The following is a 26,137-nucleotide window of genomic DNA, read 5'->3' as shown; positions in this document are numbered from 1 at the left end:
GATGTTCATTACCCCTGCGTTTGCCCAGGCTGCAGCCGGCGGCGACACCAACAGCATGCTGATGTCGCTGCTGCCTTTCGCGCTGATCTTCGTGATCATGTATTTCCTGATTCTGCGTCCGCAGCAGAAGAAGGTGAAGGACCACGCCGAGATGGTGAAGAACATCCGTCGTGGCGACACCATCGTCACCTCGGGCGGTCTCGTCGGCAAGGTCACCAAGGTGGTCGATGACGAGCAGGTCGAGTTCGAACTCGCTGAAGGCGTTCGCGTACGTCAGCTCCGCACGATGATCTCAGGCGTGCGCACCAAGGGTGAGCCCGCCAAGGAGAAGGCGGACAAGGCTGATGCCAAGGACGACACGGCCGCGAGCTGACGCGTTTGCGCGTCGCCATTTCAAGAATCTGACGGATCATTTCGATGTTGTATTTCACGCGGTGGAAGGCGCTGGCGGTCATTCTGACGGCGCTCGTGGTCTGCCTGTGCGCGGTTCCGAATTTCTTCCCCGAAGCCACCGTGAAAACCTGGCCGAAATGGGCGCAGCGCCATCTGGTGCTGGGCCTCGACTTGCAAGGTGGCTCGCACATCCTGCTCGAAGTCGATGCCAATTCGGTCAAGAAGGACAAGCTCGATCAGGTGCGCGACGACGTCCGCCGCACACTGCGTGATGCCAAGATCGTCTATACCGGCCTTGGCGTTCGCGGCGACAATGTCGAAGTCCGTATCACCAAGGACACCGAGTATCAGACTGCGCTCACCAAGCTGCGTGAACTGTCACAGCCGCTCGGCGGCTTGATGGGGCAAAGCGGCCAGCGCAGCCTGGAAGTGTCGGACGCGGGCAACGGCGTGATCCGTCTCTCGGTGCCGCCGGCAGCGATCAATGACCGCATCCGCCAGTCGGTCGAACAGTCGATTCAGATCGTCGAGCGCCGCGTCAACGAACTTGGCACCGTCGAACCGCTGATCCAGCGTCAGGGTCTCGACCGCATCCTGGTGCAGGTGCCGGGTCTGCAGGATCCGACCCGTCTCAAGGAATTGCTGGGCAAGACGGCGAAGCTCGACTTCCGCATGGTCGACACCTCGCTCCCGGCCGAGCAGGCGCAAGGCAGGGTGCCGCCGGACTCCGAACTCCTGATGAGCTCGCAATCTCCGAAGACGCCGTATCTCGTGAAGAAGGAAGTGCTGGTCTCGGGCGCTGACCTGACCGATGCGCAGCCGGGCTTCGATCAGCGCACCAACGAGCCGATCGTCTCCTTCCGCTTCAACACGTCCGGCGCCCGCAAGTTCGCCGATGCCACGGTGAAGAACGTCAATCTGCCCTTCGCCATTGTGCTCGATAACGAAGTGGTCTCCGCCCCGGTCATTCGCGAGCCGATCACCGGCGGCTCTGGCCAGATCTCCGGCAGCTTTACGGTGCAGGGCGCCAATGATCTCGCGATCCTGCTGCGTGCCGGCGCGCTGCCTGCGCCGCTCAGCATCATCGAGGAGCGTACCGTTGGCCCCGGCCTTGGCGCCGACTCGATCGCCAAGGGTGAGCTTGCGGCCTATGTCGGGTCGATCCTCGTCATCGTCTTCATGCTGCTGACCTACCGCCTGTTCGGCCTGTTCGCCAACATCGCGGTGACCATCAACGTTCTGATGATTTTCGGTATTCTGTCGCTGCTCAACGCCACGCTGACACTGCCCGGCATCGCCGGCATCGTGCTGACGGTCGGCATCGCCGTGGACTCCAACGTGCTGATCTATGAGCGCATCCGCGAGGAATTGCGCGCCGGCCGCACCGCCATTTCGGCGATCGATGCCGGCTTCAAGCGCGCGCTGGCGACCATTCTGGATTCCAACATTACGACCTTCATCGCCGCTGCGGTGCTGTTTTACATCGGCACCGGACCGGTCCGCGGCTTCGCCGTGACCTTTGGCATTGGCATCATCACAACGGTTTTCACGGCCTTCACCGTGACCCGTCTGATCGTCGCCGGCTGGGTCAGGTGGAAGCGGCCGACCAGCGTGCCGATTTGAGTTTACGGAGCAGATTTTGACAACGACACAAATGGTTCTGGCAGGTCTGGGCGCGCTGATCGTCATTCTGTCGATCGTGGCGATCTTCGATCTGTTGCCGTCGCTCCGCATCGTCCCCGACGATACGAAGTTCGATTTCACGCGCTTCCGCCGCATCTCGTTCCCGATCTCGGCGCTGCTGTCGATCCTCGCCATCGTGCTGTTCTTCACGCACGGACTGAATTTCGGCATCGACTTCAAGGGTGGCACGCTGCTCGAAGTCCAGGCCAAATCCGGTACGGCCGATATCAGCGCGATGCGCTCGACGCTCGCCGCCCTGCAACTCGGCGACGTGCAGCTGCAGCAGTTCGGCGGCGCGGCCGACGTGCTGATCCGTCTCGCCGAACAGCCGGGTGGCGATGCCGCGCAGCAGGCCGCCGTTCAGAAGGTTCGTGCAGCCCTCGGTGACAGCGTCGAATATCGCCGCGTCGAAGTGGTGGGTCCGCGCGTCTCCGGCGAATTGCTGGCTTACGGCATGCTCGGCCTGATCGTCGCGATCATGGGCATCCTGATCTATCTCTGGTTCCGCTTCGAATGGCAGTTCGCCTTGGGCGCCATGATCGCCAACGTCCACGATATCGTGCTGACGATCGGCTTCATGTCGATCACGCAGGTCGACTTCGATCTCACCAGTATTGCGGCGCTGCTGACCATTCTCGGTTATTCGCTGAATGACACCGTGGTCATCTACGATCGTATTCGCGAGATTCTGCGTCGCTACAAGAAGATGCCGATGCCGGAGCTGCTGAACGAGTCGATCAATTCGACGCTGTCGCGTTCAATCATCACCCACGTCACCGTGACGCTGGCGCTGCTGGCGCTCTACGCGTTTGGCGGCCAGGCGATCCACTCCTTCACGGCGGTCATGATCTTCGGCGTCGTGCTGGTCGGCACCTACACCTCGATCTTCATCGCGGCGCCGCTGCTGATCTATCTCGGCGTCGGCGAACACCGCGAAGACGCCGACAAGCCAGCCGCGAAGCCGAAGCCCTGAGATGCCGGTCGATCCCGAAGCGCCGCACCTTCCGCGCTCGGCCGCCATCGAAGCTTACGGCAAGGGCGGCTTCCACTTTGACACCATGTCGCATCAGGGCTCGCTGCTGTGCCTGCCCGATGCGGTGTGGGCGTGGTCGGTCACCAAGGCTAGTGACATTGACCGCCATTCGCTGCGACGCGTGTTCGAAGGCGCGGCAGGCATCGACACGCTGATCATCGGCACCGGCAACGAGGTCTGGATCGTCCCGAACGATCTTCGCAACGCCTTGCGCAATCTTCACGTGGTGATCGACGCGATGCAAACCGGCCCGGCGATCCGCACCTATAATGTCATGTTGGGCGAGCGCCGCCGCGTTGCCGCTGCGCTGATCGCGGTGCCATGAGTGGTGCTGATCAGAGCTCCGCGGCTTTCTGCGCGGAGTTGGTGCGCAGCCACGACTTTGACCGCTACGCGGCGACCTTATTCGTGCCTGCCGACAAGCGCCGTTCGCTGCTGGCGCTCTATGCGTTCAATACGGAAATTACCCGCGTCCGCGAGCTCGTGAAACAGCCATTGCCTGGCGAGATCCGGTTGCAATGGTGGACCGATATGCTGGCCGGCGCAGGTCATGGCGATGTCGAACAGAACCCCGTTGCTGCCGAATTACTTCTGGCGATCCGCGCGCACGATCTTTCCGTCGACAGGCTGTCCAAGCTGATCGATGTGCACATCTTCGATCTCTACAACGACCCGATGCCGGATCTCGCGCTGCTCGAGAGCCACTTTCGCGACACGCTCGGGACACTGTTGTTCTCATCGGCCAAGATCCTTGGCGACGGGTCTGAGGCCAGCGCTCATGTCGCCGAGCATGCCGGGCTGGCCCAAGGCGTCGCGTGGATCATTACGCGTCTGCCCTATGACACGATGCGGCGGCAGTTGTTCATTCCGCGGGACATGCTCCTGCAGAACGGCAGCAGCGCCGATCAGATCTTTGCCGGCAAGATGACACCGGGCATCCGTACAACGCTGGATCGGCTGATATCAGGCGCGCAGGAGCAGCTCGCGACAGCGCAGGGAATGCTCGCCGATGTGTCGCCGGCGGCGCGCGCGGCGTTCCTGCCCATGGCGCTGGTGAAGCACGATCTGGCGCAAATGGCCCGAGCGGATCACGATCCGTTCGAGCTCCATGTCAGATCGCGGCTGCGGACCCTGTGGACGCTCTGGCGCGCCTCGCGCTCAGTGTGACGTCAGCTTCTGGTCTGTCGTCTCGAAGTTGAAACGGTCGCGCAGGTTCTTCCGCGACTCCAGAATGCCCTTCAGGAATGCGCGGTCGGCGTCGCTGGTCATCAGCGGCTCCAGCAGATCGACTTGGTTCATCGCGACGAGCTGCAGTACCTCGGTGCGAATGCGGCCTGAGGCGTCGCGGGGCAGGGCTGCGACGACCTGCAGATGCTCCGGCGGCTTCGCGCCCTTGGCGGCGGCTAACTCACCCTGCAGCTTCGTTTCCAGCGCGACGTCATCGGCTTCCACGAATGCATAGAGCCCGACGCCGGTGCGCCGGTCGGCAAAGGCGACGATCGACGCGTCGCGCACCGCCGGGTTCTGTTTGATGATCTCGAGCAGAGGGGGGGCGTCGTTGACCAGACGCTTGCCGCCGCCCTCGCGGTCGGTGAAGTTGAAGATGCCGCGGGTGATGGCGCGATAGACCTTCTTGCCGGTCATCAGCCAGATCCGCGCTGGCAGCGACTTCTTCGACAGGATCGCCTTTTCCTTCGGCGTTAGCAGTTCTGGCGCGTAAGTGCGCTTGTGCTTCAGGAGGTGACGCAGATCTTCATAGGCGGCGATACGAAACAGCTGGCTGCGAGACTTGAAACAGACCGCGAGCTGGAAGTCGGTGACGTAGGCGAGGCCATCGCTGCCGCGCAGCCAGTTCTGTTCCTTGGCGAGATCGTTATGGCACACGCCCATGCGATGCAGCTTGCGCAGCGCCAGCTTCGCGGATTTGAAATAGCGCGCATCGTGATGCGGCTTGGCGAGATGCAGTGCGACGCCGTCGATGAAGCCGCGCACCAGCGCGCGGTCGCCGGCCCAGAGCAATTCAGGCCCGACGCGCAGATCGCGCGCCAGCGTCAGTGCGCGGCGTTCTCGCGTGAACAGATGCAGCGCCAGCAGATATGACCACCACGGCACCTGATCGAGCCGCCGCAGCACCGCATCGACTTCGCCCGATGACGTGCGATAGCGGCCGCGCTCGACGGTCGAGAACACGTCGCGTTTCAGCAACACGCCTTCGGTCCAGGTCTTGGACAGCGCAGCGGCGTCCTGTGGCGGCAAACTCATCGAACAATCCTGAAATTCAAATCGCCGGCGTCATGCCGCGGCTGCAACGGGCAGGCTGGCGGCAATCCAGTCATCCATGTCGGCCAGCGCCCGCACGCTCATCGCCTGCTTCTTGGCAACGGTCTTCTCATTGCCGCGCAGCCGCGAGCCGTCGGGCTTCTTGGTAGGCGCCTGAGCCAGCGGCGGGAACAGGCCGAAATTGATGTTCATCGGCTGGAAAGAGCGCGGGCCTGCGTCGACGGTTTCGATATGGCCGCCGGTGATGTGGCCGAGCAACGAGCCCAGCGCTGTCGTCACGGGCGGGGGCGCCAGCGACTGGCGCTTGGCATCGGCCGCCGCGTAGAGGCCGGCAATCAGGCCGACGCTGGCGGACTCCACATAGCCTTCGCAGCCGGTCATCTGGCCGGCGAAACGCAGCCGCGGTTGCGCCTTCAGGCGGAGTTGCTCGTCGAGCAGCTTTGGCGAATTCAGGAAGGTGTTGCGATGCAGGCCGCCAAGCCGTGCGAATTCAGCATTCTGCAGGCCGGGGATCATGCGCAGCGCCTGCTGCTGCGGGCCGTATTTCAGCTTCGTCTGGAAACCGACGATGTTGTAGAGCGTGCCGAGCTTGTTGTCCTGGCGCAGTTGCACGATGGCATAGGGCTTCACCAGCGGATCCCTGGGGTTGGTGAGGCCGACAGGCTTCATCGGGCCGTGACGCAGCGTCTCGCGGCCGCGCTCGGCCATCACTTCGATGGGCAGGCAGCCGTCGAAATACGGCGTGTTGGTTTCCCATTCCTTGAAGTCGGTCTTTTCGCCCGCCAGCAGCGCATCGATGAAGGCGTCATACTGCTCGTGGGTCATCGGGCAGTTGATGTAGTCGGCGCCGGTGCCGCCGGGCCCGACCTTGTCGTAGCGCGACTGGAACCAGGCGATCTCCATGTCGATCGAGTCTTTATGAACGATCGGTGCGATGGCATCGAAGAAGGCCAGCGCGTTCTCGTCGGTCAGCCCACGAATGCCGTCTGCGAGCGCTGCGGAGGTCAATGGCCCTGTCGCGACGATGACATTGCGCCAGTCGGAAGGCGGCAGGCCGGCGACTTCGGCGCGGTCGATGGTGATGAGCGGGTGGTCGTTCAGCGCCTTGGTCACGGCATCGGAGAAGCCGTCGCGATCCACTGCCAGTGCGCCACCGGCGGGCACCTGGTTGGCATCGGCGCAGCGCATGATCAGCGAGCCCAGCTTGCGCATCTCGGCGTGCAGCAGGCCGACAGCGTTGTTGAGCGCATCGTCAGAACGGAAGGAATTGGAGCAGACCAGCTCGGCGAGGCCATCGGTGCGATGGGCGTCGGTCATCTGGTGCGGCCGCATCTCGTGCAAGATTACGGGAATGCCGGCATTGGCGACTTGCCAAGCGGCTTCCGAGCCAGCGAGGCCCGCGCCGATCACATGGACGCAGTCGTCTGGGTTTGGGGCTGTTGTCATGGCCCCGCATGTAGCGCGTTTCGGCGCGAAGTGGAATTCGCTTCGCGGAAATTCGGCCGGTTAGCCAAAGCTTTGAAGCCGCTTTGGTTCGAAGGTGTCTGGCTCCGAAGACGGTGTCTTCAGGGAACCACGATTGCGCCCGCGCGAGGCGGGCGCAATCCGTGAAACGTCAGGCAGGACAGATAGACCTGACGGATCAGCCGTTATAGGCGCCAGAAGCAACACGCGGAATGTCCGAACGGTCGAGACCGATGTCGGAAAGCTCGCGATCGCTGAGCTGGGAGAGTTCGGCAACGTTGCGCTGATAGTCGCGGAACGCCTGGATCATGCGGATGAATGAAAGCAGCATTTGAGTTCTCCTTCGTTAAGCGATTCATCTCTTGCGAGGTGCTTCGCTGTTGAAGTGAATATAGGTGACAATATCGCAGTGCAGCAGTCGAGATGTTGCGATGCAGCTAGTCAAGGACTGCATAGCTCGCGCAAGGAATGATTAACCTCTTGGCGCTGGGAGGTGATTTTGCGGGCACAGTGCGTATTGAGGCACCTTTAGAGATGATCATAGCTGTTAATTAGTCAGTTAAATCATGCGTTTGGAGGTGTTCCAAAGCTCAGCCGGATGCCGCCGGCTGAACCGGCGCGATGAAGCCTTTCTGACCTCAATCAGCCAGCGCACTCGGCGGTTCCTCGTAAGTTCCTGTCTGGCGTCGCTATGCGTGATTCGCATACGAGTATTAGGAATGAACAGTAAATCATCCTTACGTGAGGCTTGCGGGGCGACTTTTCTCTAAACTGCATGCGTGAAGGCAAATACATATGCAACTCGATGTCCTGCGCGAAACGCGGTCGCTGTTGGCCTCCCGAGGCACATCAAAAGGCCGATGCTGCGACGTCAGTAAACGCGCGCGAATTACATTTGTGTAAGTTTGTTGCTCGTGATGTCTGAAGCGCCAAAAAGTTGAGTGTTCTTGGTGGCGATCACAACCGGCTCACATTCAATTCACTGCGGCTGTTATTTCCTGGATCGCAGCGGGACGTATCAATTCCTTCTACAGAATCCGGCAATGGCGTCGGTTCTGTTGCGAAGGACAAACAAGATGATCACAAGATTACTGGGAGCGGCCGCCATGGCTGCTGTTGTGTTCGCTACGGTGCCGGCTTCGGCTGCACGTATGGAAGGCTGCAGCGGCAGCAACCTGCTGAAAACCGAAACCGCCGTCGAAGCGATGCCGGACGGCGATGCGAAGTGGGTTGCGTTCAAGGAAATGACGGATGCGCAGACCGCGTTGCTCGACAACAAGATGGGCGTGTGTGCGGTCCATCTGACCAGGGCCATGCATGTCGGCATGACGAAGTAAGAGATCACGGGAGGGGCCGCTTGCTGAGGAGCGGACGGCCCTTCCATCATCCCATGCGAGCTTATGGTTCTTTGGCGAGCTGACTGGCGAAAGTGGCGATGGTCTTTGAATAGACCTCGCTCTTGTTCCACTGCTGGATGACCGCGAAGTTTGCGGTGCCGGGCGCAAAATCCTGATCGCGTTTCCAGCCATAGCTGGCGAGGTAGTTTGCCGTTGAGGCCAGCACGTCGGGCGCGCTGCGCAGCAGGTCGCGATGGCCATTGCCGTCGAAGTCGACAGCGAATTTCAGGTAGGACGATGGCATGAATTGCGTCTGGCCGATTTCGCCGGCCCAGGCGCCATGCATCTCGGCAGGCGCGAGGTCGCCGCGGTCGACGATGCGCAGGGCATCGAGCAATTCACCGCGAAACATCTCGGCGCGTCGACAATCATATGCGAGCGACGCGATGGCACGGATGGTCGGGAATTTACCGACGTTCACGCCATAGTCGGTCTCCAATCCCCAGATCGCCACCAGCACCGGACCGGGCACCCCATATTGCTGTTCAATGCGCCCGAGTACCGAGCCGTAACGCTTCAGCATTTCGCTGCCGCGACGCAGCCTTGGTGGCACCATGCGCCCGGAAAATTCCTCGAAGCTTTGTTTGAAGACCTGCTGGCCGCGATCGCGCGACAATACGCTGTTGTCGAGGGTGACGCCGGTCAGTGCCGTATCGACGGTCTTCTGCGAAATGCCCTTGCCGACGGCTTCCGTCTTGAAGGCGGCGAGCCAACCATCGAAACTGCCGGTGCCGCAGGACGGCGCAGCAACGGCCGGCGCTAGCGGCGAGATCAGGACTGTACCAAGCAGGAACGTACAAAGCAGGGCGCGCATGGTCTCAAGGCTCTCATTCGATCGTGAAATAATGTCGCGACGATATTGCGCGATAAGCCTTCCGGTGAACCACGGCCAAAACAAGGCTTGCGCAGTGATATCAGAACAGCATGACGGCCTCTCGCACAATTCTGCGAGAGGCCGTCATTGGGCGAGATCAGACTATCGGGTCCACGTTACTCGTCGCTGCGCCATTGACGATGATGAGCTGCCAGCCTTGCGGCGTGCTCAGCACCTAGCGCCGTGGCTCACGCTTCGGTGAAAATGTCGTCCGACATTCACAGCGCTGCAATGCAGCGGCCGGGCTTTTGCCTCAATTCAGTCGGACCTTGCTACCGACGTCAAACGGTCTGTCGATGACTTTGCCAACTGGCTTGGACGGTTGGTTTGGGCAGTCGGCTTGGAACGACTCTTCCCCGCAGTCTATCGCGTCGCATTGGCAAGCGAGTGGTGGGCGGATACAAGTATGAACCGGCTGGTGCTGCCGGAACCAAACACGGCACGAATTCTTCAATCTGTCACGAAAGCTATTGGGAGCGACATATGAGCATTTTCGGAAAGATCATGGGCGCGATTTTCGGCACCAGCGCCAGTGCAGCATCCCCTGATGCCGCGCCGGCCGCCGGCGGTTCGGCTCCCGCAGGCGCCGCGCCGATGGACAGTGTTGACGTTGCTGCGATCCTCGACAAGGCCGTGGCGGCCAAGGGCGAGAAGCTGGAATGGAAGACCTCGATCGTCGACCTGATGAAGGCGCTCGACATCGACTCCAGCCTGTCGGCCCGCAAGGATCTCGCCAAGGAGCTCGGCTACACCGGTGACACCAGCGATTCCGCCAGCATGAACATCTGGCTGCACAAGCAGATGATGACCAAGCTCGCTGCCAATGGCGGCAAGCTGCCGGCCGACATCAAGCACTAAACTTCCCATTTGGGACGGAGTTAAAGGCCCGCGCTCGCGCGGGCCTTTTTGCTGTGGTATACCAGCACGCATAAATACAAGACCAGAAAACAAGACAAAACATACGAGGAGAAGCGCCATGGACCCCATCAACCGCAGAACGATTCTGACCACCGGTGCCGTTGCCCTGGCTGGCAGCGCATTGGCGGGCGAGGCCGCTCAGGCGCAGTCCGGTCCCAAGGGCATATTCTCGGTCGCGACGGTGACGATTCCCATCGTCGGCGAGACCGACGTGTTTCCGGTGCGCCGCATCTATTGCATCGGCCGCAATTACGCAGCGCATTCCCGCGAGATGGGATCGGACCCGACGCGCGAACCGCCGTTCTTCTTCCAGAAGCCGACCGATGCGATCCAGAACGTCAAGATCGGCGAGGTCGCCGATCACCCGTATCCGTCGCTCACCAAGAACTATCATTACGAGGTCGAACTCGTCGCCGCGCTGAAATCCGGCGGCACCAATATCCCCGTCGATAAGGCGCTCGACCATGTCTACGGCTATGCTGTCGGACTCGACATGACGCGCCGCGATCTGCAGCGCGCCATGGGCGACGAGAAGAAGCCATGGGAGATCGGCAAGAGTTTTGACCACGCCGCAGTCATCGGCCCGATCCATCCGGTCAGCAAGACCGGCCACATGACCAAGGGTCCGATCTCGCTTGCGGTGAATGGCACGGTGAAACAGACCTCCGACCTCGACAAGATGATCTGGAGCGTCGCCGAGCAGATATCGAAACTCTCGGACGCCTTCGAGCTGAAGGCTGGCGACATCATCTATTCCGGCACACCGGAGAATGTCGGCCCGGTCGTGAAAGGCGACGTGCTGCTTTGCAAGATCCAGGGCTTGCCGGACATGTCGATCAAGGTCGTTTGAGGTTTTGCCACACACTTGTCATTCCGGGATGCGCGCAAGTCGGCAGAGCCGACTAAAGCGCAGACCCGGAATCCCGATGCAATGAGAACTCAAAACATTTCCAGATTCCGGGTTCGCGATCGCCAAGTCGCGCTCGCGCCCCGGAAAGACGTGTGTGGCTAGCCGACCAGGTCCGCATAGTCCGGATGCTGGTGAAGATAGTCCACCACAAACGAGCAACCCGCCACGACCTTCAGCCCATTCGCACGGATCAATCCGAGCGCGCCCTTGACCAGTTCTGACGCGATGCCGCGGCCGCGCAGGGCAGGCGGCGTCTCGGTATGCGTGATGATGACGCGATCGCCGGCACGGCGATAATTCGCAAAGGCGACGGAGTCGCCGACATCCAGCTCGAAGCGATTGAGCGCCTTGTTGTCGCGAACGCCGGTCATGCCGCGTCTTTCAGCAAATCCTGATAGTCCGCATGTTTCGCGATATATGCCGCGATGAAGGGGCACTGCGCCACGACCTTCAATCCCTGTGCACGCACGGTATCGAGCGCGCCGCGGGCAAGCTGTGAGCCGATACCCCTGCCGCCCAATTCCTCTGGCACGACGGTGTGGACGAAGGTGATGGTATCGGACGTCCGGGTATATTCGGAAAAAGCGATATGGCCGTCGACGGCAAGTTCGAAACGGTGAAGCGAAGTATTGTTATAAACCGCGTTGCTCATTCTCATTCCATTCACAGGTATCCTGGAGAAGGTAGCAGTCATTTCTAAACGGGTGCAATGCAGCCACCGCATGCTTCTCTGACAGGGGAAATCCGTGTCGTCGCGCGGGGCTCTTTGCCGTTCTGCGCGCTGTGAAAAATGGCTTTGGCGTGGCCTTGCAAAGGCAAAGCGGGTTCCTACGTCAATTGTAGACATACGCCCCGAAGCGGCCGGATCGGTCGTTTGACAGTTGGAGTGTCATGCCAACGGCCGCTGACGTATGCCTCTTTTGGAGGAGGTCACGATGTCAGACTCTCGGTTTCTCGGTACGCATCGCACGTGGGAAGACTGGTTTGGCATGGCGCTTGGCGTTCTGATTGCGCTTTCGCCCTGGTTTCCTACGCAGAACGGTCATCAATATACCGGGGGGACCCCCAGCGCCATAATCATTAACACGGTGGCGGTTGGCGTCCTGGTATTTGGCCTTGCGCAGCTTGAGTATGTCGCGCTGCAACGCTGGGAGGAGGTGGCCGCGATCATTCTCGGTCTGTGGCTGATCGCTTCGCCGCTTTTCTTTGGTTATTCCGGCGACGGCATGCTCAGATTCATCCATACCTGCCTCGGCGGTCTCGTGGTGCTGCTGGCAGCACTGCAGTTGTGGCAGGACTGGGATTTGAGTGATGGGGAAATGGCCCAGCACGGGCAGTGACAACAAGCGATCAGCCCGCCGGTCTTGTCGTGAGGCCGGCGGGTTTCGTCTGTCTTTGGCCGGCCGTTAGCGTCCTGGCACAGCCAGCGTCGCGATGACTTCGTCGATCCGGGAAAACACATAATTCGGCGTGCGCGCTTTCAGGGCCGCTCCGCTGGTATAGCCCCACGTCACCGCGCCGAAATCGATTCCGGCCTCGCGTGCAGCGTCGATATCGCGGATCTCGTCGCCGATGCTGATCGTGTCATCGACAGAGATGCCGGTGAGTTCAAGGATGCGCTGGAATTTCGCCGTCTTGCCGAACAGGCCGGCGCCGCAGGCGAAATAGGCGACGTGCTGATCGAGATCGCCGAGCACGTGTCGGACATTGTCCTCGCTATCGGAGCTGACGATCGCAATCGTCATGCCACGCGCCTTCAATTCACAGAACATGCGGTCGACGCCTGGGAACAGCGAAATGCGGTCGATCTGCTGCGCCTTGCGCTTGCGCATGTCGCGCGCAATCAACGGGATCCGCCATTTGGCGACACCGAGCAGCCGGATCAGCTCACCGGCGCCGACGCTCCGCAACTCGTCGATGCGGTCGCGTTCGACGCGCTGAAACTTGTGTTTGTCGGCGACGGAATTGATGACGCTGAGGAACCACGAAAAGCTGTCGGACAGCGTGCCGTCGAAATCGAAGATGGCGAGCTTATAGGGCATGGCTGGCGGGCGGGGCGGTGGCCGGGGTCTCGGTCTCGGCTGGATGTTTGGCAGTGGCGGTCACGGGCTGGTTCTCGTCTGAGTCGTGGCCGATATGCGACCCGTCGCAAGGATGATCCCATCAGACCCGGTTTTCAACCCGCATTCGCGCGGCGAAACGATGCACGAGCCGCACGCAAGCGTGCTAAGTCCGTCATTGCCATTTCATATCACCCGCAGGAGGCCCTCATGGCAGACGATAGACCGAACCAGAAAGGCCCTAACACCAAGAAGAAGCAGAAGTGCAAGAATTGCGAAGGCAAGGGCCTGCTGAAGAAGGGCGAGAAGGTGGTGAAGTGCCAGCGGTGCCACGGGACGGGGCTGAGGTGAACATTCGGGAGCAAAGGCGAAGCGCAAATGATATTCGAGAGTTATCCCTGGAAGGTGGAGATTAAGCGCCATCTCGAGGCGCTTCAAAGATGGTCCAGCAAGGTTGGTTCAAATAGGGGCGCATTTTACGTCGAGAGAGCGGTCTTCTTGTCGGCTTTCGTGCTGAGGAAGCTTATGGAAAACCGCAAGGTCACCGATGCTTTACGTGATCGCTCAATACGCTGCGCAGCGCACCGTCCGTTTCGACGGCTATCAGATCGTGTTTCTCGATTTTCAGGAGTATCTGATCCAAGCGTTGAATACGACATGAAAAAGTCAGAGGTAGCTACGCTAAGTTGCTTCGATTTAATGAGCGAAGTAATGCACAGCTACATATTCATAGCTGTTGTAGATAAAAACGATATTATGGTCGGCTTCTTCGTAAATTCCTATAAAAAGCGCGATGATCGCTTGCTATTCGTTGATCGAAAAATATTCGAAGGAATTTTGATCGCCGCTATTCAAGATGAAGTTATGATGTTGCATATTTTCAAGCACCCAAAAAGCGATAAGGTTCTCGCAAAAGTCAGCGGGCGTAAGCCATCACGACTGGGTTGAACCCGGTCGTGACGCGAGGAAGAGATGGAGCTACTCCGCCGCTTCGCTCGTCTGCTTCCGCTTCTTCGGCTTCCCCGCCTTTTCCAGCACTGGCTTCAGGAACTTGCCCGTATAGCTGCGCGGCGCCTTCACGATGTCTTCCGGCGGACCCCAGGCGACGATTTCACCGCCGCCGTCGCCGCCTTCGGGGCCGAGGTCGATGACCCAGTCGGCGGTCTTGATGACTTCGAGATTGTGCTCGATGACCACCACCGTATTTCCCTGCGCCACCAGCTCGTGCAGCACTTCCAGCAGTTTGGCGACGTCGTGGAAGTGGAGTCCCGTGGTCGGCTCGTCGAGAATGTAGAGCGTGCGGCCGGTGGCACGCTTGCTCAGCTCCTTGGCGAGTTTCACGCGCTGCGCTTCGCCGCCGGATAGCGTCGTCGCCTGCTGGCCGACATGGATGTAATCCAGACCAACGCGATGCAGCGTCTTGAAGGTCTCGCGCACGCGCGGCACTGCCTTGAAGAAGTCAGCGGCTTCTTCCACGGTCATGTCGAGCACGTCGGCGATCGACTTGCCCTTGAACAGCACTTCCAGCGTTTCGCGGTTGTAGCGCTTGCCCTTGCAGGTGTCGCAAGTGACATAGACGTCGGGCAGGAAGTGCATCTCGATCTTGATGACGCCGTCGCCCTGGCACGCCTCGCAGCGGCCGCCCTTGACGTTGAACGAAAAGCGGCCGGCCTCATAGCCGCGCGCCTTGGATTCCGGCAGGCCGGCAAACCATTCGCGGATCGGCGTGAAGGCGCCGGTATAGGTCGCCGGATTGGAACGTGGCGTGCGGCCGATCGGCGACTGGTCGATCTCGATGATCTTGTCGATATGCTCCAGGCCCTCGATGCGGTCATGCGGCGCGGCGCCTTCGCTGGCGCCGTTGAGCTTGCGTGCGATGGCCTTGTAGAGCGTGTCGATCAGCAGCGTCGACTTGCCGCCACCGGAGACGCCAGTCACCGCGGTGAATAGGCCAAGCGGGACTTCCGCCGAGACGTTCTTGAGATTGTTGCCACGCGCATTGATGACCTTGATGGTGCGGCGATGGTTCGGCGGCCGACGCTCTGGCACCGGCACCGACATTTCGCCGGTGAGATATTTTCCGGTCAGCGACTTCGGATTCTTCATCACCTCTTGTGGCGTGCCCTGGGCGACGATGTTGCCGCCATGGGTGCCGGCGCCGGGGCCGACGTCCACGACGTAGTCGGCCGCGATCACCGCGTCCTCGTCATGCTCGACCACGATCACGGTATTGCCGAGATCGCGCAGCCGCCGCAGCGTATCCAGCAGGCGTGCATTGTCGCGCTGATGCAGGCCGATTGACGGCTCGTCGAGCACATAGAGCACGCCGGTGAGGCCGGAGCCGATCTGGGACGCCAGGCGAATACGCTGGCTCTCGCCGCCGGACAGCGTGCCGGATGAGCGCGCCAGCGTGAGATAGTTGAGGCCGACATCGAGCAGGAAGGAGAGGCGCTCGCGGATTTCCTTGAGGATGCGGACGGCGATCTCGTTCTGCTGCTTGTTGAGCAGATCCGGCACGGACTCGAACCAGTCGCCAGCCTTGCGCACCGACATTTCCGAGATGTTGCCGATATGCTTGCCGCCGATCTTCACACTGAGCGCTTCGGGCTTCAGTCGATAACCCTCGCAGGCATCGCAGGGCACGTCGGAAAAATACTTGCCGAGTTCTTCGCGCGCCCATTCGCTCTCGGTCTCGCGGAAGCGGCGGTCGATATTGGTGACGACGCCCTCGAACGGCTTCTTGGTGTCGTAGGAGCGCACGCCGTCTTCATAGGAGAACTTGATCTCGTCATCGCCGGAGCCGTGCAGGATGGCGTTCTGCGTCTTCTTCGGCAGGTCCTTCCATTTGGTGTCGAGGGTGAACTTGTAGAACTTGCCGAGTGCCGTCAGCGTCTGCACGTAATAGGGAGACGACGACTTAGCCCAGGGCGCGATGGCGCCCTTGCGCAGTGTCAGTTCCTTGTCGGGAATGACGAGATCGGCATCGATGGTCTGCTCGACACCGAGGCCACCGCATTTCGGACAGGCGCCATAGGGGTTGTTGAAAGAGAACAGGCGCGGTTCGATCTCGGGGATAGTGAAGCCGGAGACGGGGCAGGCGAACTTCTCGGAAAACAGGATGCGCTCGGCACCTGTCTTGTCGTGAATCTTCGCGACCTTCTTGTCGGACTTCTTGTCTTCCGCGGGAGCGGTTGGTGCATCGGCATATTCGATGACAGCGAGACCTTCGGCGAGCTTCAGTGCCGTCTCAAAACTTTCCGCGAGGCGCTGGCCGATATCCGGCCTGACAACGATGCGATCGACGACGACGTCGATGTCATGCGGAAACTTCTTGTCGAGTACGGGTGCTTCAGCGAGTTCATGGAAGGTGCCGTCGATCTTGACGCGCTGAAAACCCTTCTTGAGATATTCGGCCAGCTCCTTGCGATACTCGCCCTTGCGGCCGCGCACCACGGGCGCAAGCAGATACAGCCGCGTGCCTTCCGGCAGCGCCAGCACGCGGTCGACCATCATCGACACGGTCTGGCTTTCGATCGGCAGGCCGGTCGCAGGTGAATAGGGAATGCCGACGCGCGCCCACAGCAGGCGCATATAATCGTAGATCTCGGTGACGGTGCCGACCGTCGAGCGTGGGTTCTTCGAGGTAGTCTTCTGCTCGATGGAGATGGCGGGCGACAGGCCGTCGATCTGGTCGACATCCGGCTTCTGCATCATCTCGAGGAATTGCCGGGCGTAGGCCGACAGCGACTCCACATAACGGCGCTGGCCTTCGGCATAGATCGTGTCGAAGGCGAGTGACGACTTGCCGGAGCCGGACAGGCCGGTGAACACCACCAGCTTGTCGCGCGGGATGGTCAGGTCGACATTCTTGAGATTGTGCTCGCGGGCGCCGCGGATGGTGATGCTGCGCATGTTCGCGGCGGCCTGCTGCCGCTTCGCCTTGATGATCTCGTCCATAACAGGCAATTCCCCAGCGCGCGAGGCGCGCTCATCCGGGCGCGCACCGCCGGCCGGGCCGGGATCAACGCCGATTGATTGTCATCGGAACATAGGAAGAACGAGGACGGATTTCCAGTGCTCCACAGCAACGATCAACGGTTTGTTGGCGGAGGGGTTGCGAGGCAAGGCTGCAAATCGAACGGCCTGCGCAGGAAAGGTCTTCCGGTATCGGGCTCATGCCAATGGACTGCCAATCGGAAGCGCGTCAGGTCTGAGCGAGGCGCCAGCAAAAAGCCCGGCGCGAGGCCGGGCTAAGTTTGTCGGAATGAGGGAAGGCGGTCGCAGTTCTCAGTACTCGTCTCAGTACTTGGCGATGACAGGGCCGCCCCACTTGTAGTTGATGCGGGCGATGACGACGTCGACGTCCTGGCTGATGCGATCGATGCGCGAGGTCACAGGAAGTGTCACAGCGGTGAAGCTGTTGCTGCTGGTCTCCATGAACAGATGGTCGTATTCGACCGCGAAGGACCAGTTTGGCGTGAAGCCATATTCCAGGCCAACGCCAACCGTACCGCCCCAGCGGGTTTCCTTAGCGTTATCGAATACGACATTGGTTCCCACGGTGTAGCCCTGATACTTGTCGCTCGTCACGGCAGCGCCGCCCTTCACGTAAAGAAGGGTGTTGTTCCAGGCGTAACCGATCTGGCCAGTGAACAGGCCGAAGGCTTCGATCTTGGACCGGTTGCCGGTCGTACCGAGTACGAGCTGGCTGACATTCGAGCCCTTGAAGTCTGCCCAGTTGCCCTGTGCTTCCAGACCGAACACCCAAGCGGTGCTCTGCCAGCGATAGCCGATCTGACCGCCAGCCGTGCCGCCGCTTGCGTCATGGCATCCCTCGCTGAAGGCCAGTGCGGCACCGAGAACCTGGGTCGTGTCCCAGCATTTGCGGCTCGTTCCCCAACCGCCGTTGCCGCCGATATAGAAACCGGTCCAGTCATAGACGACGGCGATCATCGGAGGCGCCTTGGTATAGGGCCGTGCTGCGAGATCGGCCGCAGAAGCGGACGTTGCCGAGCCGAGAACAGCGAGGGCGGCGGATGCGAGCAGAATTTTCTTCATGGCATGCTCCCCTTGTGAGTGTTTCAACCCTAGCGCGATTCAGGCAATCAGGCTGTGCCTTCCTTGCAACGGAGAAAAACAAACGCAATAGTTGCGTGAAAATTCGCGCGCTACAGTCGTGGGTAGTATTCAACCGAAGGCGATGGGTTAGCTCTTAATCTCTCCGGAATCCGGGCTTCCAGCCAAACGAAAAAGGCCGGCGTTTCCGCCGGCCTTTCCGTAATCAAGAGCCTGAAATCAGGCGCGAAGCTCAGTACTTCGCGACGACCGGGCCACCCCAGTTGAAGCGGTAGTTCAGGCCAGCCTTGACGGTGTGCTCGTCGTTGCGGGACGACAGGCCGATGATGCCAACCGGCGACGGAGCAGCGAAGGTGGTCTTGCCGAAGTCGTAGTACTGGTACTCAACCTTGCCCGACCAGTTCTGGGTGAACAGGTATTCGAGGCCGGCGCCGACGGTGTAACCGTCATGCTTGGTGCCGGCTGCGAAGGCCACCGGAACGGCGCCAGCGGTGGTGACCAGCGATTCGCTGTAGTCGGAGTAAGCGTAGCCGCCCTTCACGTAGAGCAGTGCCGGACCCCAAGTGTAACCGATGCGACCGGTGACCGAGGCGAGGCCCTTCTGGTTCAGGTTGTAGGTGACGCCAGCCGGAACGAAAGCGACATTGGTGTTGTTCGAACCAACCCAGCTGTACTGACCTTCGATGCCGAACACCCAGTTCGGAGCGAACTGGTAGTCATAGCCGATCTGCACACCGCCGAGGAAACGGCCATCCGAATTGTCGGAGGTGCCGCCGAAGCCGTTCGAACCGTTGAACGCGCCGCCGACGTGACCGCCGATGTAGAAACCGGTCCAGTTGTAGATCGGGGCGGGAACATAAGCCGGAGCCTTGGTATAGGGACGAGCGGCCAAGTCAGCAGCCATTGCCGGAACCGAAGCGCCCAGAGCGATCAAGGCAACGGTGCCCAAAAGAAACTTCTTCATGTGAATTCTCCCCAAAATTGCTTCGCGTCGGCGAAGCCTCGTGTCCCGGCGCAAGCGCCAAATGCAATTCAGTGATCGAAATATACGCAAGTCTGCCAAAAAGTCCGTCACCCAAATAGCACACTCGTCTTCGATGTTTGGCCGTTTCTAAGTTAATGAAAGGTATATGAATTTTGACCGGGCGCGGTTCCCTTCGGGTTCCACTATTGCTCGACTCAGACGCGACAGCGACGACTCGGCACTTCGTCGTCGCCCAACAATTCGCCAAGGGGTGTCCTTGAGAACAAAAATGGAACATGCTATATGGGAGGACGATCATATAAGAGATCGTGGATAACCCGGTCGCGGGGGCCTGCGCGGGAGCGCGGACCGTATAGGGTCCCATCATCAGCGGCGTTTGCGCGCGGGCCAGGGCCTGCGCCGGCGCCCAATCAGCAATTCAGATTCGAGAGTAGGAGAGTGGCATGGCGGGTAGCGTCAACAAGGTGATTTTGGTCGGCAATCTCGGCAAGGATCCAGAAGTCCGCCGGATGCAGAACGGCAACCCGGTCGTCAACCTGACCGTCGCGACCTCGGATACCTGGCGCGACAAGGGCACCGGCGAGCGCAAGGAAAAGACCGAGTGGCATCGTGTCGTGATCTTCAGCGAAGGTCTCGCCAAGGTCGCCGAGCAGTATCTGAAGAAGGGCGCCAAGGTTTATATCGAAGGCGCGCTGCAGACCCGCAAATGGACTGATCCGCAGGGTGTCGAGAAATACTCCACCGAGATCGTGCTGCAGGGCTTCAACTCGACGCTGACCATGCTCGACGGCAAGGGCGGTGGCGCGGGTGGTGGCGGCGGTTACGGCGGCGATGACATGGGCGACAGCTTCGGCGGCGGCCAGTCGAGCGCTCCGCCGCAGCGCCGCGTGGCGGCACCGGCCGGCGGTGGTGGCCGCGGCAGCGACATGGATGACGACATCCCGTTCTGACTGTTGGTTGGAGCTGTGTGTAAACTAAAAAACGCTTTCGTCGCTTCTTCAATGACTTAGCGTTTTTCAGCTTCCGGATTGCCGACGAGACTCGAATCAGATTCTGTGGGGCCCGCTTGTGTAAACAAGGGGGCTTTCGTTTGATAAATCAACGCATTGCCAGCCGATTTCGCGTAAAGCCCGTTGTAATGGAGGGCGGCGAGAGGTTTGGGCTTCTCTTGGATAGGGAGAGCGGGCTGCCGGACCCTTGGGCTAGCTGAGCACAACATTCGCATGATGGCCGCGCTCGTTGAGCCGCTTGCACAGCGCGTGGGCGAAGGTGGTCTTTCCTGCGGCTGCCGGGCCAAAGAACTCGATGATCATGCTCCCGAACCTCAAGAGGTTGTTGGTGCCTGCACGATTCGCCGAGGGTCCTGCACCTGAGGAAACAGGCGTTCCCGCTTTCGCGCCGCGACAATAAAACTCTCCGCCAATAATCCCGGCACCTTGAGCCTCCGGCACGCCTTTTCGAATGGCTCGATCAGCGCCTCGCAGAGATGTGGAAACAACCGGCCCGGTCGCGGGAGATAGCCGTAATACGTGCTCTCCACGACCTCAAATCCCTCATCCGACAGCAGGCTTGAAAATTGATACAAAGTCAGGGTGTGTCGAGGTCTGCTCGGATATGCCCAGTTCAGGACACGACTGAACGACCCGATGGGTGACGTTGCATTGAGCTGGATATTGCACACCAATACGCCGTCGTTGCGAAGATGCCGATAGATCGCCCGCAATGCGTCGCGCCTAAGCGTGTCTTCTGCATTCAAGAAGAACCGAAATGCGGTGGCAACGTCAAATGTCTGTTCGAGAGGAACCTTGGTGACGTCGACGCATAGCAGCGTCACGTTGTCTGGCACCGAAGCTGCCGAAAGCATCGCTTCTGACACATCGACCCCGACAACCGAGCCGAACAACCGAGCGGCGACCTTCGCAATGCGTCCGGTTCCGCAGGCGAAGTCGAGGCTTGTTCGCTGTGGCCCTCCGAGCCGGCGCAGAATGCTTTCGAGCAAGGGCTGTTCGACGTCCCGCCACAATGCCGCGCAATGGCCCACCTCGAAGGTGCTGACGTAGTCGGCAACGACATCAACCGACTGGTGGCTCGCGCGATAGCTGAACGTGTCTCCGTTGAGCATAAGGATATGTCCCTCGAGTCCGCCGACGCTAACCTCGATGTCGGGACGGCGTCTTCATGCATTCGCACGATGCCGGAACGGAGCGGCAGGCGTGATCCGACTAGTCGACGGGCGGCAGTCCGCGGATCCGAACAGTCATTCAAATGAACGTTGGTGTGGTTTGTAATCCGGCTAAGCTCTGACCTGCAGGTAAATGACAGCTTGTTCCGAGGCGCTGGGCATTCCACCATGATCATCGAGTTATTTGGGCCGCCTGGTGCAGGCAAGACCACACTTCTTCGCGGCCTCTGCCGGGGGCTGGCGCAAGAAGGCATCAACCTGAAGACAGTGAACGGTTATCGCCTGATTGAATATGCGTCGGCCCAGGATGACGGCCCGGAGACGCGCCATGGCATTGGGCGTATTGGCAGAAAGATTGCCACCTCCGGTCCTGTCTTGCTATCGACCCTGCCGAAGGACGGTGTCGCGGCGCGGCTTCTAGCATCAATCCCGCTACGAAGCCGCACATGGTCATGGCGCATGAAGGTCGACATCGCTCTACTGTGCGAATCTTGGCGTAAAGCGCAGGAATCGGAAGGTTACTTCATTTTTGAAGAAGGCCTGATCCAGGCATTGTGTGCGCTGGTTTTGCTGGCGCGAACTCCAAGCATTGACGTGGTTCGTGACTGCCTAGCGTTCCTGCCGCGACCGGACCTGCTTGTCCAGCTCGATGCGCCGCAGGAAACGTTGCGCCGCCGTCTTACGGATCGGCATGCGCACCAGCCGCTCATCGAAGTCCTCCTGTTCGAACTCGGCGTGGACAGGGGCTTGAAGCAGGCCAATATCTCAAGGGAGATCGGCGAGTGCTTGCGCCGGGACGGATGGTCCTTGATACAAGTCGACGGTGCCGACCCCCTCAATTTCGATAAGGTCATCACGCGAGTCCTGGGAGAGCATATCAATGAGACCGCCCTGGGTGACCAAGGCGATAAAAGCCAAACCACTGGATTAGCTGGCAACTATGAACTTGATGGATCTCAACATTTCGCACGGGGGCCTGGTGGCAGCATCTGACGCTCGCTCACGATTTGAATCATTGCGTGGTCGAGCCCCGGTCCGCCCGGAGCGAGGCATGGATACTTTGGGTCGCCTCGACTAGCGCGGTCCCCTGTCTCGGAGAGCCTTGCGTCCGAAACCAACCATTCAGCCACGATCAGCCCGTGAGGCGCGCACGAAACAAGGTGCAGCCGTCCGCCAGGCGCGACCCGGAGATATCCCGGAATCCAGCCTCGGTCACCGGCGCGCTCCTCGACCGCCTCACGCATCACGTCCATAACCACATATAACCCTTCTGATCTGCTGTCAGGACGTCCTGAACTTCTGCATCGCGCGCTGTGAGCTGATTGCTCGCAGCGCGTTTTGCTTTTTTGAGGGGACGGTTAGCTGCGGCAACGTGGCGGCAATATGATCTTTACAATGGAAAGATTTCTGCGATGGTGAGCTGACGCTGCCTCCTGAACGCGAGGGCCACCATGTCGCTGCAGCCGCTGCTTGATGCCGCCGCTCCAATCCCGCTGCATGCTTTTGCGGCCATGGTCGCATTCGTGCTGGGTGTCGTTCAATTGATCGTGCCCAAGGGCACGCTGCCACACAGAACGCTCGGCTGGATCTGGGTGGCGCTGCTCGCCACTGTCGCGATCAGCTCGTTCTGGATTCATGGCCACAGCTATCGGCTCTGGGACATATGGAGCCCGATCCACCTGCTGTCGATCATCGCGCCGGTGATGCTGGTGGTCGGAGTGGTCGCCGCACGCCGGCACCGCGTCAGGGCGCATGCCATCACTATGATTTCGATCTTCGCCGGCGCCCTGGTGATCGCCGGTGTGTTCACCCTCGTGCCCGGCCGGGTCATGCACACCGTGGTGTTCGGTCGCTAGATTGCTGCAAGACGGGCGCATGATTTCCGCAAGATTCGGCGGGTTCGGGCTGGCTTATTCGGGGCCACTTCACAAGCCCTGTACAGCTCCCGTAAGCATTTGAAAAATCAGCAGGAAAATAGAGCCACGGGCGTTGTCTGCGGGGTGGCTTGAAGCCGCGCGATGCGCTATATGATTCCCAGCAAAACCTGACCGGAAATCATCCTTGTCCGACACTGAAGACCAGAAGCCTGGGGAGCCACCGGCCCCCTCGGATATTCGTCCCGTATCCATCCTCGATGAGATGAAGCGTTCGTATCTCGATTACGCCATGAGCGTGATCGTGGCGCGTGCGCTGCCGGATGCGCGCGACGGCTTGAAGCCTGTGCATCGTCGCATTCTCTATGCGATGTACGAGAACGGCTTCGAGTGGAACAAGCCGTATCGCAAGTCGGCGCGAACCGTCGGCGACGTCATCGGTAAGTATCATCCGCACGGCGACCAGTCGGTCTATGACGCCATGGTCCGCATGGCGCAGGACTTCTCGATGCGCGTGCCGCTGATCGACGGTCAGGGCAATTTCGGTTCGGTGGATGGCGATCAGGCCGCGGCCATGCGTTATACCGAGTCGCGCCTGACCAAGATCGCGCAGTCGCTGCTCGACGATCTCGACAAGGACACCGTCGACTATCAGGACAACTATGACGGCTCGTTCCGCGAGCCACGCGTGCTGCCGGCGAAGTTTCCGAATCTGCTGGTGAATGGCGGCGGCGGCATTGCCGTCGGCATGGCCACCAACATCCCGCCGCACAATCTCGGCGAAGTCATCGACGCCTGCGTTGCGCTGATCGACGATCCGTCACTCTCCATTGACGATCTGAACAAGATCATCCCGGGTCCGGATTTCCCGACGGGTGGTATAATTCTCGGTCGCGCCGGAATTCGTACGGCCTATCACACCGGCCGCGGCTCCATCGTTATGCGCGGCAAGGTCTCGATCGAGCCGACGCGCAAGGACCGCGAAGCGATCATCGTCTCGGAAATTCCCTACCAGGTGAACAAGGCCACCATGGTGGAGCGCATTGCCGAACTGGTGCGCGACAAGAAGATCGAAGGCATTTCCGATCTACGCGACGAATCCGACCGCGACGGTTTTCGCGTCGTCGTCGAATTGAAGCGGGACGCGGTGCCGGAGGTGGTGCTCAACCAGCTTTACAAGTTCACGCCGCTGCAGACCAATTTCGGCGCCAACATGGTGGCGCTCGACACTGGCCGCCCGTTGCTGATGAACCTGAAGGACCTGCTGACGATCTTCGTCGCGTTCCGCGAACAGGTCGTCACGCGCCGTACCAAGTTCCTGCTCAACAAGGCGCGCGACCGCGCGCATATCCTCGTCGGCCTCGCGATTGCAGTGGCGAATATCGACGAGGTCATCCGTGTCATTCGTACTTCGCCGGATCCGGCCACTGCACGTGACATCCTGATGGAGCGTCATTGGCCCGCGCAGGATGTGGCAACGATGATGATGCTGATCGACGATCCGCGTCATCGCCTCGAGGAAGACGGCACCGCGCGGCTGTCCTTCGAACAGGCCAAGGCCATTCTCGATCTGCGACTGGCTCGCTTGACAGCTCTGGGTCGCGAAGAAATCTCCGACGAGCTGGACAAGCTCGCCGTCGAGATTGCGGACTATCTGGAGATCCTGCGTTCGCGAGCGCGCGTCCAGGGCATCATCAAGGACGAGCTCGGCGCGGTGAAGTTGGAATTCGCGACGCCGCGCAAGACCGTCATCATGGAGCAGGAGGGCGAGGTCGAAGACGAAGACCTGATCCAGCGCGAAGACATGGTGGTGACGGTGTCGCATCATGGCTACGTCAAGCGCGTGCCGCTCTCGACCTATCGGGCGCAGCGCCGCGGCGGCAAGGGCCGCTCCGGCATGGCGACGCGCGACGAGGATTTTGTCTCGCGTCTGTTCGTGGCCTCGACCCATACGCCGGTGCTGTTCTTCTCGTCGCGCGGCCAGGTCTATAAGGAAAAGGTCTGGCGTCTGCCGATCGCGCCGCCAAACGGCCGCGGCAAGGCGATGATCAACATCCTGCCGCTGGAGCAGGGCGAACGCATCACCACGATCATGCCGCTGCCTGAGGACGAGGCGACGTGGGAAACCCTCGACGTGATGTTCGCGACCACCGGCGGCAATGTCCGCCGCAACAAGCTCTCTGACTTCGTCGATGTCAGGCGCTCCGGCATCATCGCGATGAAGCTCGATGAGGGCGAAGCGATCGTCGATGTGCAGATCGCTACCGAGCATGATGACGTGCTGCTGACCGCTGCCGGCGGCCAGTGCATCCGTTTCCCGGTGACTGACGTCCGTGTGTTCCAGGGCCGCAGCTCCATGGGCGTGCGCGGCATCTCGCTGGCGGACGGCGACAAGCTGATCTCGCTCACCATCCTGCGCCACCTCGAGGCCAATTCCGACGAACGCGCGGCCTATCTGCGTCGTGCCAATGCGGTACGTCGCGGCGGCGCCGAGGAGCGTGCCGATGTTGCGGACGAAGCGGCGGCTGCCGTGGAGACCGAAGAGGCGACGGGAGCCATCGAACTCGGCGAGCAGCGCTATGTCGAGATGTCGGCGTCCGAGCAGTTCGTGCTGACCATCAGCGAAAACGGCTATGGCAAGCGGACCTCGTCGTTCGAGTACCGCACCACCGGCCGCGGCGGTAAGGGCATCGTCGCCATGTCGGTCAACAACCGTAATGGCAAGCTGATCGCTTCGTTCCCGGTCGAGGACAGCGACCAGATCATGCTTGTCACCGACAAGGGCCAGCTCATCCGCTGCCCGGTGGAAGGTATCCGCATTGCCGGCCGTTCGACCCAGGGCGTCATCGTGTTCAACACGGCTGACGACGAGCACGTCGTGTCGGTCGAGCATATCGGCGAGGCGGGCGAGGGCGAAGAGGGCGAGAATGGCAACGGTGTGCCGGTGGCGGAGGGCTGAGGCTCTCCGCAGCGGCTGGCACGTTGATAAAAAACCCGCGGTCATGCCG

26 protein-coding genes are annotated in these 26,137 nt (G+C 60.6%); 15 read left to right on the top strand and 11 right to left on the bottom strand.

What is annotated here, in order from left to right; genetic code table 11:
• The first annotated feature begins 1 nt into the window (after nucleotide 1).
• From yajC to CHC01_RS11980, 5 genes are read left to right on the top strand one after another with little or no spacing between them, the layout of a single operon-like run.
• Nucleotides 2-373 (top strand): preprotein translocase subunit YajC, encoded by a 372-nt coding sequence (gene yajC / locus CHC01_RS12000; protein ID WP_089264473.1) that lies wholly within the window; start codon nucleotides 2-4, stop codon nucleotides 371-373.
• A 44-nt stretch (nucleotides 374-417) separates the two neighbouring features.
• Nucleotides 418-2,016 (top strand): protein translocase subunit SecD, encoded by a 1,599-nt coding sequence (gene secD / locus CHC01_RS11995; RefSeq protein WP_089264472.1) that lies wholly within the window; start codon nucleotides 418-420, stop codon nucleotides 2,014-2,016.
• Nucleotides 2,017-2,047: 31 nt separating this feature from the next.
• Nucleotides 2,048-3,049, top strand: a complete 1,002-nt coding sequence (secF, locus tag CHC01_RS11990) for a protein translocase subunit SecF (protein WP_170849718.1) — start codon at nucleotides 2,048-2,050, stop codon at nucleotides 3,047-3,049.
• A 1-nt stretch (nucleotide 3,050) separates the two neighbouring features.
• On the top strand, nucleotides 3,051-3,434 hold the full coding sequence (locus CHC01_RS11985; protein WP_089264470.1) for an Mth938-like domain-containing protein: 384 nt from the start codon (nucleotides 3,051-3,053) through the stop codon (nucleotides 3,432-3,434).
• On the top strand, nucleotides 3,431-4,276 hold the full coding sequence (locus CHC01_RS11980; protein ID WP_089264469.1) for a phytoene/squalene synthase family protein: 846 nt from the start codon (nucleotides 3,431-3,433) through the stop codon (nucleotides 4,274-4,276). Before CHC01_RS11985 ends, CHC01_RS11980 begins: the two co-directional genes overlap by 4 nt.
• Here the strand turns inward: CHC01_RS11980 and CHC01_RS11975 are convergent.
• The 3 genes from CHC01_RS11975 to CHC01_RS11965 all read right to left on the bottom strand — a co-directional run bounded on the left by CHC01_RS11975 (nucleotide 4,268) and on the right by CHC01_RS11965 (nucleotide 7,184).
• On the bottom strand, nucleotides 4,268-5,371 hold the full coding sequence (locus tag CHC01_RS11975) for a serine/threonine protein kinase (protein ID WP_089264468.1): 1,104 nt from the start codon (nucleotides 5,369-5,371) through the stop codon (nucleotides 4,268-4,270). The genes CHC01_RS11980 and CHC01_RS11975 overlap by 9 nt on opposite strands.
• A gap of 30 nt (nucleotides 5,372-5,401) precedes the next feature.
• A complete protein-coding gene (trmFO, locus tag CHC01_RS11970; protein WP_089264467.1) occupies nucleotides 5,402-6,835 on the bottom strand; it encodes a methylenetetrahydrofolate--tRNA-(uracil(54)-C(5))-methyltransferase (FADH(2)-oxidizing) TrmFO in 1,434 nt (477 codons plus the stop codon).
• Nucleotides 6,836-7,031: 196 nt separating this feature from the next.
• A complete protein-coding gene (locus tag CHC01_RS11965) occupies nucleotides 7,032-7,184 on the bottom strand; it encodes a DUF1127 domain-containing protein (RefSeq protein ID WP_081421766.1) in 153 nt (50 codons plus the stop codon).
• A gap of 775 nt (nucleotides 7,185-7,959) precedes the next feature.
• Between CHC01_RS11965 and CHC01_RS11960 the strand changes: the two genes are divergently transcribed.
• Nucleotides 7,960-8,190 carry a hypothetical protein gene (locus CHC01_RS11960; RefSeq protein ID WP_320444061.1) on the top strand — a complete coding sequence of 77 codons (231 nt, stop codon included), beginning with the start codon at nucleotides 7,960-7,962 and terminating at the stop codon, nucleotides 8,188-8,190.
• Between the two features lie 61 nt (nucleotides 8,191-8,251).
• On the opposite strand, the gene CHC01_RS11955 is transcribed toward CHC01_RS11960, so the two are convergent.
• Nucleotides 8,252-9,064, bottom strand: coding sequence for a lytic murein transglycosylase (locus CHC01_RS11955; RefSeq protein WP_089264466.1), 813 nt, complete (start codon nucleotides 9,062-9,064; stop codon nucleotides 8,252-8,254).
• Between the two features lie 543 nt (nucleotides 9,065-9,607).
• On the opposite strand from CHC01_RS11955, the gene CHC01_RS11950 reads away from it, so the two are divergent.
• Both CHC01_RS11950 and CHC01_RS11945 read left to right on the top strand, forming a co-directional pair.
• Nucleotides 9,608-9,982: a DUF3597 domain-containing protein gene (locus CHC01_RS11950; RefSeq protein ID WP_089264465.1), complete on the top strand. Its 375-nt coding sequence runs from the start codon at nucleotides 9,608-9,610 to the stop codon at nucleotides 9,980-9,982.
• A gap of 118 nt (nucleotides 9,983-10,100) precedes the next feature.
• Nucleotides 10,101-10,892, top strand: coding sequence for a fumarylacetoacetate hydrolase family protein (locus tag CHC01_RS11945; protein WP_089264464.1), 792 nt, complete (start codon nucleotides 10,101-10,103; stop codon nucleotides 10,890-10,892).
• Nucleotides 10,893-11,050: 158 nt separating this feature from the next.
• Here CHC01_RS11945 and CHC01_RS11940 read toward each other — a convergent pair whose 3' ends face one another.
• Both CHC01_RS11940 and CHC01_RS11935 read right to left on the bottom strand, forming a co-directional pair.
• Nucleotides 11,051-11,323 (bottom strand): GNAT family N-acetyltransferase, encoded by a 273-nt coding sequence (locus CHC01_RS11940; RefSeq protein WP_089264463.1) that lies wholly within the window; start codon nucleotides 11,321-11,323, stop codon nucleotides 11,051-11,053.
• On the bottom strand, nucleotides 11,320-11,604 hold the full coding sequence (locus CHC01_RS11935) for a GNAT family N-acetyltransferase (RefSeq protein ID WP_089264462.1): 285 nt from the start codon (nucleotides 11,602-11,604) through the stop codon (nucleotides 11,320-11,322). Before CHC01_RS11935 ends, CHC01_RS11940 begins: the two co-directional genes overlap by 4 nt.
• Before the next feature lie 283 nt (nucleotides 11,605-11,887).
• Between CHC01_RS11935 and CHC01_RS11930 the strand changes: the two genes are divergently transcribed.
• Nucleotides 11,888-12,292, top strand: coding sequence for an SPW repeat domain-containing protein (locus CHC01_RS11930; RefSeq protein ID WP_089264717.1), 405 nt, complete (start codon nucleotides 11,888-11,890; stop codon nucleotides 12,290-12,292).
• 66 nt (nucleotides 12,293-12,358) lie between these two features.
• On the opposite strand, the gene CHC01_RS11925 is transcribed toward CHC01_RS11930, so the two are convergent.
• Nucleotides 12,359-12,994, bottom strand: coding sequence for an HAD-IA family hydrolase (locus tag CHC01_RS11925; RefSeq protein ID WP_089264461.1), 636 nt, complete (start codon nucleotides 12,992-12,994; stop codon nucleotides 12,359-12,361).
• 228 nt (nucleotides 12,995-13,222) lie between these two features.
• On the opposite strand from CHC01_RS11925, the gene CHC01_RS32520 reads away from it, so the two are divergent.
• Nucleotides 13,223-13,363 (top strand): hypothetical protein, encoded by a 141-nt coding sequence (locus CHC01_RS32520; protein ID WP_165826921.1) that lies wholly within the window; start codon nucleotides 13,223-13,225, stop codon nucleotides 13,361-13,363.
• A gap of 174 nt (nucleotides 13,364-13,537) precedes the next feature.
• On the top strand, nucleotides 13,538-13,960 hold the full coding sequence (locus CHC01_RS11920; RefSeq protein WP_141137091.1) for a hypothetical protein: 423 nt from the start codon (nucleotides 13,538-13,540) through the stop codon (nucleotides 13,958-13,960).
• 30 nt (nucleotides 13,961-13,990) lie between these two features.
• Here CHC01_RS11920 and uvrA read toward each other — a convergent pair whose 3' ends face one another.
• From uvrA to CHC01_RS11905, 3 genes are all read right to left on the bottom strand, one after another.
• Nucleotides 13,991-16,969 (bottom strand): excinuclease ABC subunit UvrA, encoded by a 2,979-nt coding sequence (gene uvrA / locus CHC01_RS11915; protein WP_089264459.1) that lies wholly within the window; start codon nucleotides 16,967-16,969, stop codon nucleotides 13,991-13,993.
• Between the two features lie 342 nt (nucleotides 16,970-17,311).
• Nucleotides 17,312-18,070 carry an outer membrane protein gene (locus CHC01_RS11910; RefSeq protein ID WP_089264458.1) on the bottom strand — a complete coding sequence of 253 codons (759 nt, stop codon included), beginning with the start codon at nucleotides 18,068-18,070 and terminating at the stop codon, nucleotides 17,312-17,314.
• Between the two features lie 250 nt (nucleotides 18,071-18,320).
• Nucleotides 18,321-19,052: an outer membrane protein gene (locus tag CHC01_RS11905; protein ID WP_089264457.1), complete on the bottom strand. Its 732-nt coding sequence runs from the start codon at nucleotides 19,050-19,052 to the stop codon at nucleotides 18,321-18,323.
• 464 nt (nucleotides 19,053-19,516) lie between these two features.
• On the opposite strand from CHC01_RS11905, the gene CHC01_RS11900 reads away from it, so the two are divergent.
• Nucleotides 19,517-20,023, top strand: coding sequence for a single-stranded DNA-binding protein (locus CHC01_RS11900; protein WP_089264456.1), 507 nt, complete (start codon nucleotides 19,517-19,519; stop codon nucleotides 20,021-20,023).
• 374 nt (nucleotides 20,024-20,397) lie between these two features.
• Here CHC01_RS11900 and CHC01_RS11895 read toward each other — a convergent pair whose 3' ends face one another.
• On the bottom strand, nucleotides 20,398-21,195 hold the full coding sequence (locus CHC01_RS11895; RefSeq protein WP_089264455.1) for a class I SAM-dependent methyltransferase: 798 nt from the start codon (nucleotides 21,193-21,195) through the stop codon (nucleotides 20,398-20,400).
• Between the two features lie 228 nt (nucleotides 21,196-21,423).
• Here CHC01_RS11895 and CHC01_RS11890 point away from each other — a divergent pair, with 228 nt between their 5' ends.
• From CHC01_RS11890 to gyrA, 3 genes are all read left to right on the top strand, one after another.
• Nucleotides 21,424-22,248, top strand: coding sequence for a nucleoside/nucleotide kinase family protein (locus tag CHC01_RS11890; protein ID WP_244558312.1), 825 nt, complete (start codon nucleotides 21,424-21,426; stop codon nucleotides 22,246-22,248).
• 458 nt (nucleotides 22,249-22,706) lie between these two features.
• Complete coding sequence (locus tag CHC01_RS11885) at nucleotides 22,707-23,111, top strand: DUF2306 domain-containing protein (protein ID WP_089264454.1); 405 nt, start codon at nucleotides 22,707-22,709, stop codon at nucleotides 23,109-23,111.
• 205 nt (nucleotides 23,112-23,316) lie between these two features.
• Nucleotides 23,317-26,088, top strand: coding sequence for a DNA gyrase subunit A (gyrA, locus tag CHC01_RS11880; RefSeq protein ID WP_089264453.1), 2,772 nt, complete (start codon nucleotides 23,317-23,319; stop codon nucleotides 26,086-26,088).
• Nucleotides 26,089-26,137 lie beyond the last annotated feature (49 nt).

This window comes from Tardiphaga sp. OK246 (assembly GCF_900188215.1).
GTDB classification, from domain to species: domain Bacteria; phylum Pseudomonadota; class Alphaproteobacteria; order Rhizobiales; family Xanthobacteraceae; genus Tardiphaga; species Tardiphaga robiniae.
This window is presented reverse-complemented; position numbering and strand designations above follow the sequence as displayed.

What these genes read in the sequence shown, in the direction of transcription:
- yajC (WP_089264473.1), top strand. Translation starts at nt 2, where the DNA reads ATGTTCATTACCCCTGCGTTTGCCCAGGCTGCAGCCGGCGGCGACACC.
- secD (WP_089264472.1), top strand. Translation starts at nt 418, where the DNA reads ATGTTGTATTTCACGCGGTGGAAGGCGCTGGCGGTCATTCTGACGGCG.
- secF (WP_170849718.1), top strand. Translation starts at nt 2,048, where the DNA reads ATGGTTCTGGCAGGTCTGGGCGCGCTGATCGTCATTCTGTCGATCGTG.
- CHC01_RS11985 (WP_089264470.1), top strand. Translation starts at nt 3,051, where the DNA reads ATGCCGGTCGATCCCGAAGCGCCGCACCTTCCGCGCTCGGCCGCCATC.
- CHC01_RS11980 (WP_089264469.1), top strand. Translation starts at nt 3,431, where the DNA reads ATGAGTGGTGCTGATCAGAGCTCCGCGGCTTTCTGCGCGGAGTTGGTG.
- CHC01_RS11975 (WP_089264468.1), bottom strand. Translation starts at nt 5,371, where the DNA reads ATGAGTTTGCCGCCACAGGACGCCGCTGCGCTGTCCAAGACCTGGACC.
- trmFO (WP_089264467.1), bottom strand. Translation starts at nt 6,835, where the DNA reads ATGACAACAGCCCCAAACCCAGACGACTGCGTCCATGTGATCGGCGCG.
- CHC01_RS11965 (WP_081421766.1), bottom strand. Translation starts at nt 7,184, where the DNA reads ATGCTGCTTTCATTCATCCGCATGATCCAGGCGTTCCGCGACTATCAG.
- CHC01_RS11960 (WP_320444061.1), top strand. Translation starts at nt 7,960, where the DNA reads ATGGCTGCTGTTGTGTTCGCTACGGTGCCGGCTTCGGCTGCACGTATG.
- CHC01_RS11955 (WP_089264466.1), bottom strand. Translation starts at nt 9,064, where the DNA reads ATGCGCGCCCTGCTTTGTACGTTCCTGCTTGGTACAGTCCTGATCTCG.
- CHC01_RS11950 (WP_089264465.1), top strand. Translation starts at nt 9,608, where the DNA reads ATGAGCATTTTCGGAAAGATCATGGGCGCGATTTTCGGCACCAGCGCC.
- CHC01_RS11945 (WP_089264464.1), top strand. Translation starts at nt 10,101, where the DNA reads ATGGACCCCATCAACCGCAGAACGATTCTGACCACCGGTGCCGTTGCC.
- CHC01_RS11940 (WP_089264463.1), bottom strand. Translation starts at nt 11,323, where the DNA reads ATGACCGGCGTTCGCGACAACAAGGCGCTCAATCGCTTCGAGCTGGAT.
- CHC01_RS11935 (WP_089264462.1), bottom strand. Translation starts at nt 11,604, where the DNA reads ATGAGCAACGCGGTTTATAACAATACTTCGCTTCACCGTTTCGAACTT.
- CHC01_RS11930 (WP_089264717.1), top strand. Translation starts at nt 11,888, where the DNA reads ATGTCAGACTCTCGGTTTCTCGGTACGCATCGCACGTGGGAAGACTGG.
- CHC01_RS11925 (WP_089264461.1), bottom strand. Translation starts at nt 12,994, where the DNA reads ATGCCCTATAAGCTCGCCATCTTCGATTTCGACGGCACGCTGTCCGAC.
- CHC01_RS32520 (WP_165826921.1), top strand. Translation starts at nt 13,223, where the DNA reads ATGGCAGACGATAGACCGAACCAGAAAGGCCCTAACACCAAGAAGAAG.
- CHC01_RS11920 (WP_141137091.1), top strand. Translation starts at nt 13,538, where the DNA reads ATGGAAAACCGCAAGGTCACCGATGCTTTACGTGATCGCTCAATACGC.
- uvrA (WP_089264459.1), bottom strand. Translation starts at nt 16,969, where the DNA reads ATGGACGAGATCATCAAGGCGAAGCGGCAGCAGGCCGCCGCGAACATG.
- CHC01_RS11910 (WP_089264458.1), bottom strand. Translation starts at nt 18,070, where the DNA reads ATGAAGAAAATTCTGCTCGCATCCGCCGCCCTCGCTGTTCTCGGCTCG.
- CHC01_RS11905 (WP_089264457.1), bottom strand. Translation starts at nt 19,052, where the DNA reads ATGAAGAAGTTTCTTTTGGGCACCGTTGCCTTGATCGCTCTGGGCGCT.
- CHC01_RS11900 (WP_089264456.1), top strand. Translation starts at nt 19,517, where the DNA reads ATGGCGGGTAGCGTCAACAAGGTGATTTTGGTCGGCAATCTCGGCAAG.
- CHC01_RS11895 (WP_089264455.1), bottom strand. Translation starts at nt 21,195, where the DNA reads ATGCTCAACGGAGACACGTTCAGCTATCGCGCGAGCCACCAGTCGGTT.
- CHC01_RS11890 (WP_244558312.1), top strand. Translation starts at nt 21,424, where the DNA reads ATGATCATCGAGTTATTTGGGCCGCCTGGTGCAGGCAAGACCACACTT.
- CHC01_RS11885 (WP_089264454.1), top strand. Translation starts at nt 22,707, where the DNA reads ATGTCGCTGCAGCCGCTGCTTGATGCCGCCGCTCCAATCCCGCTGCAT.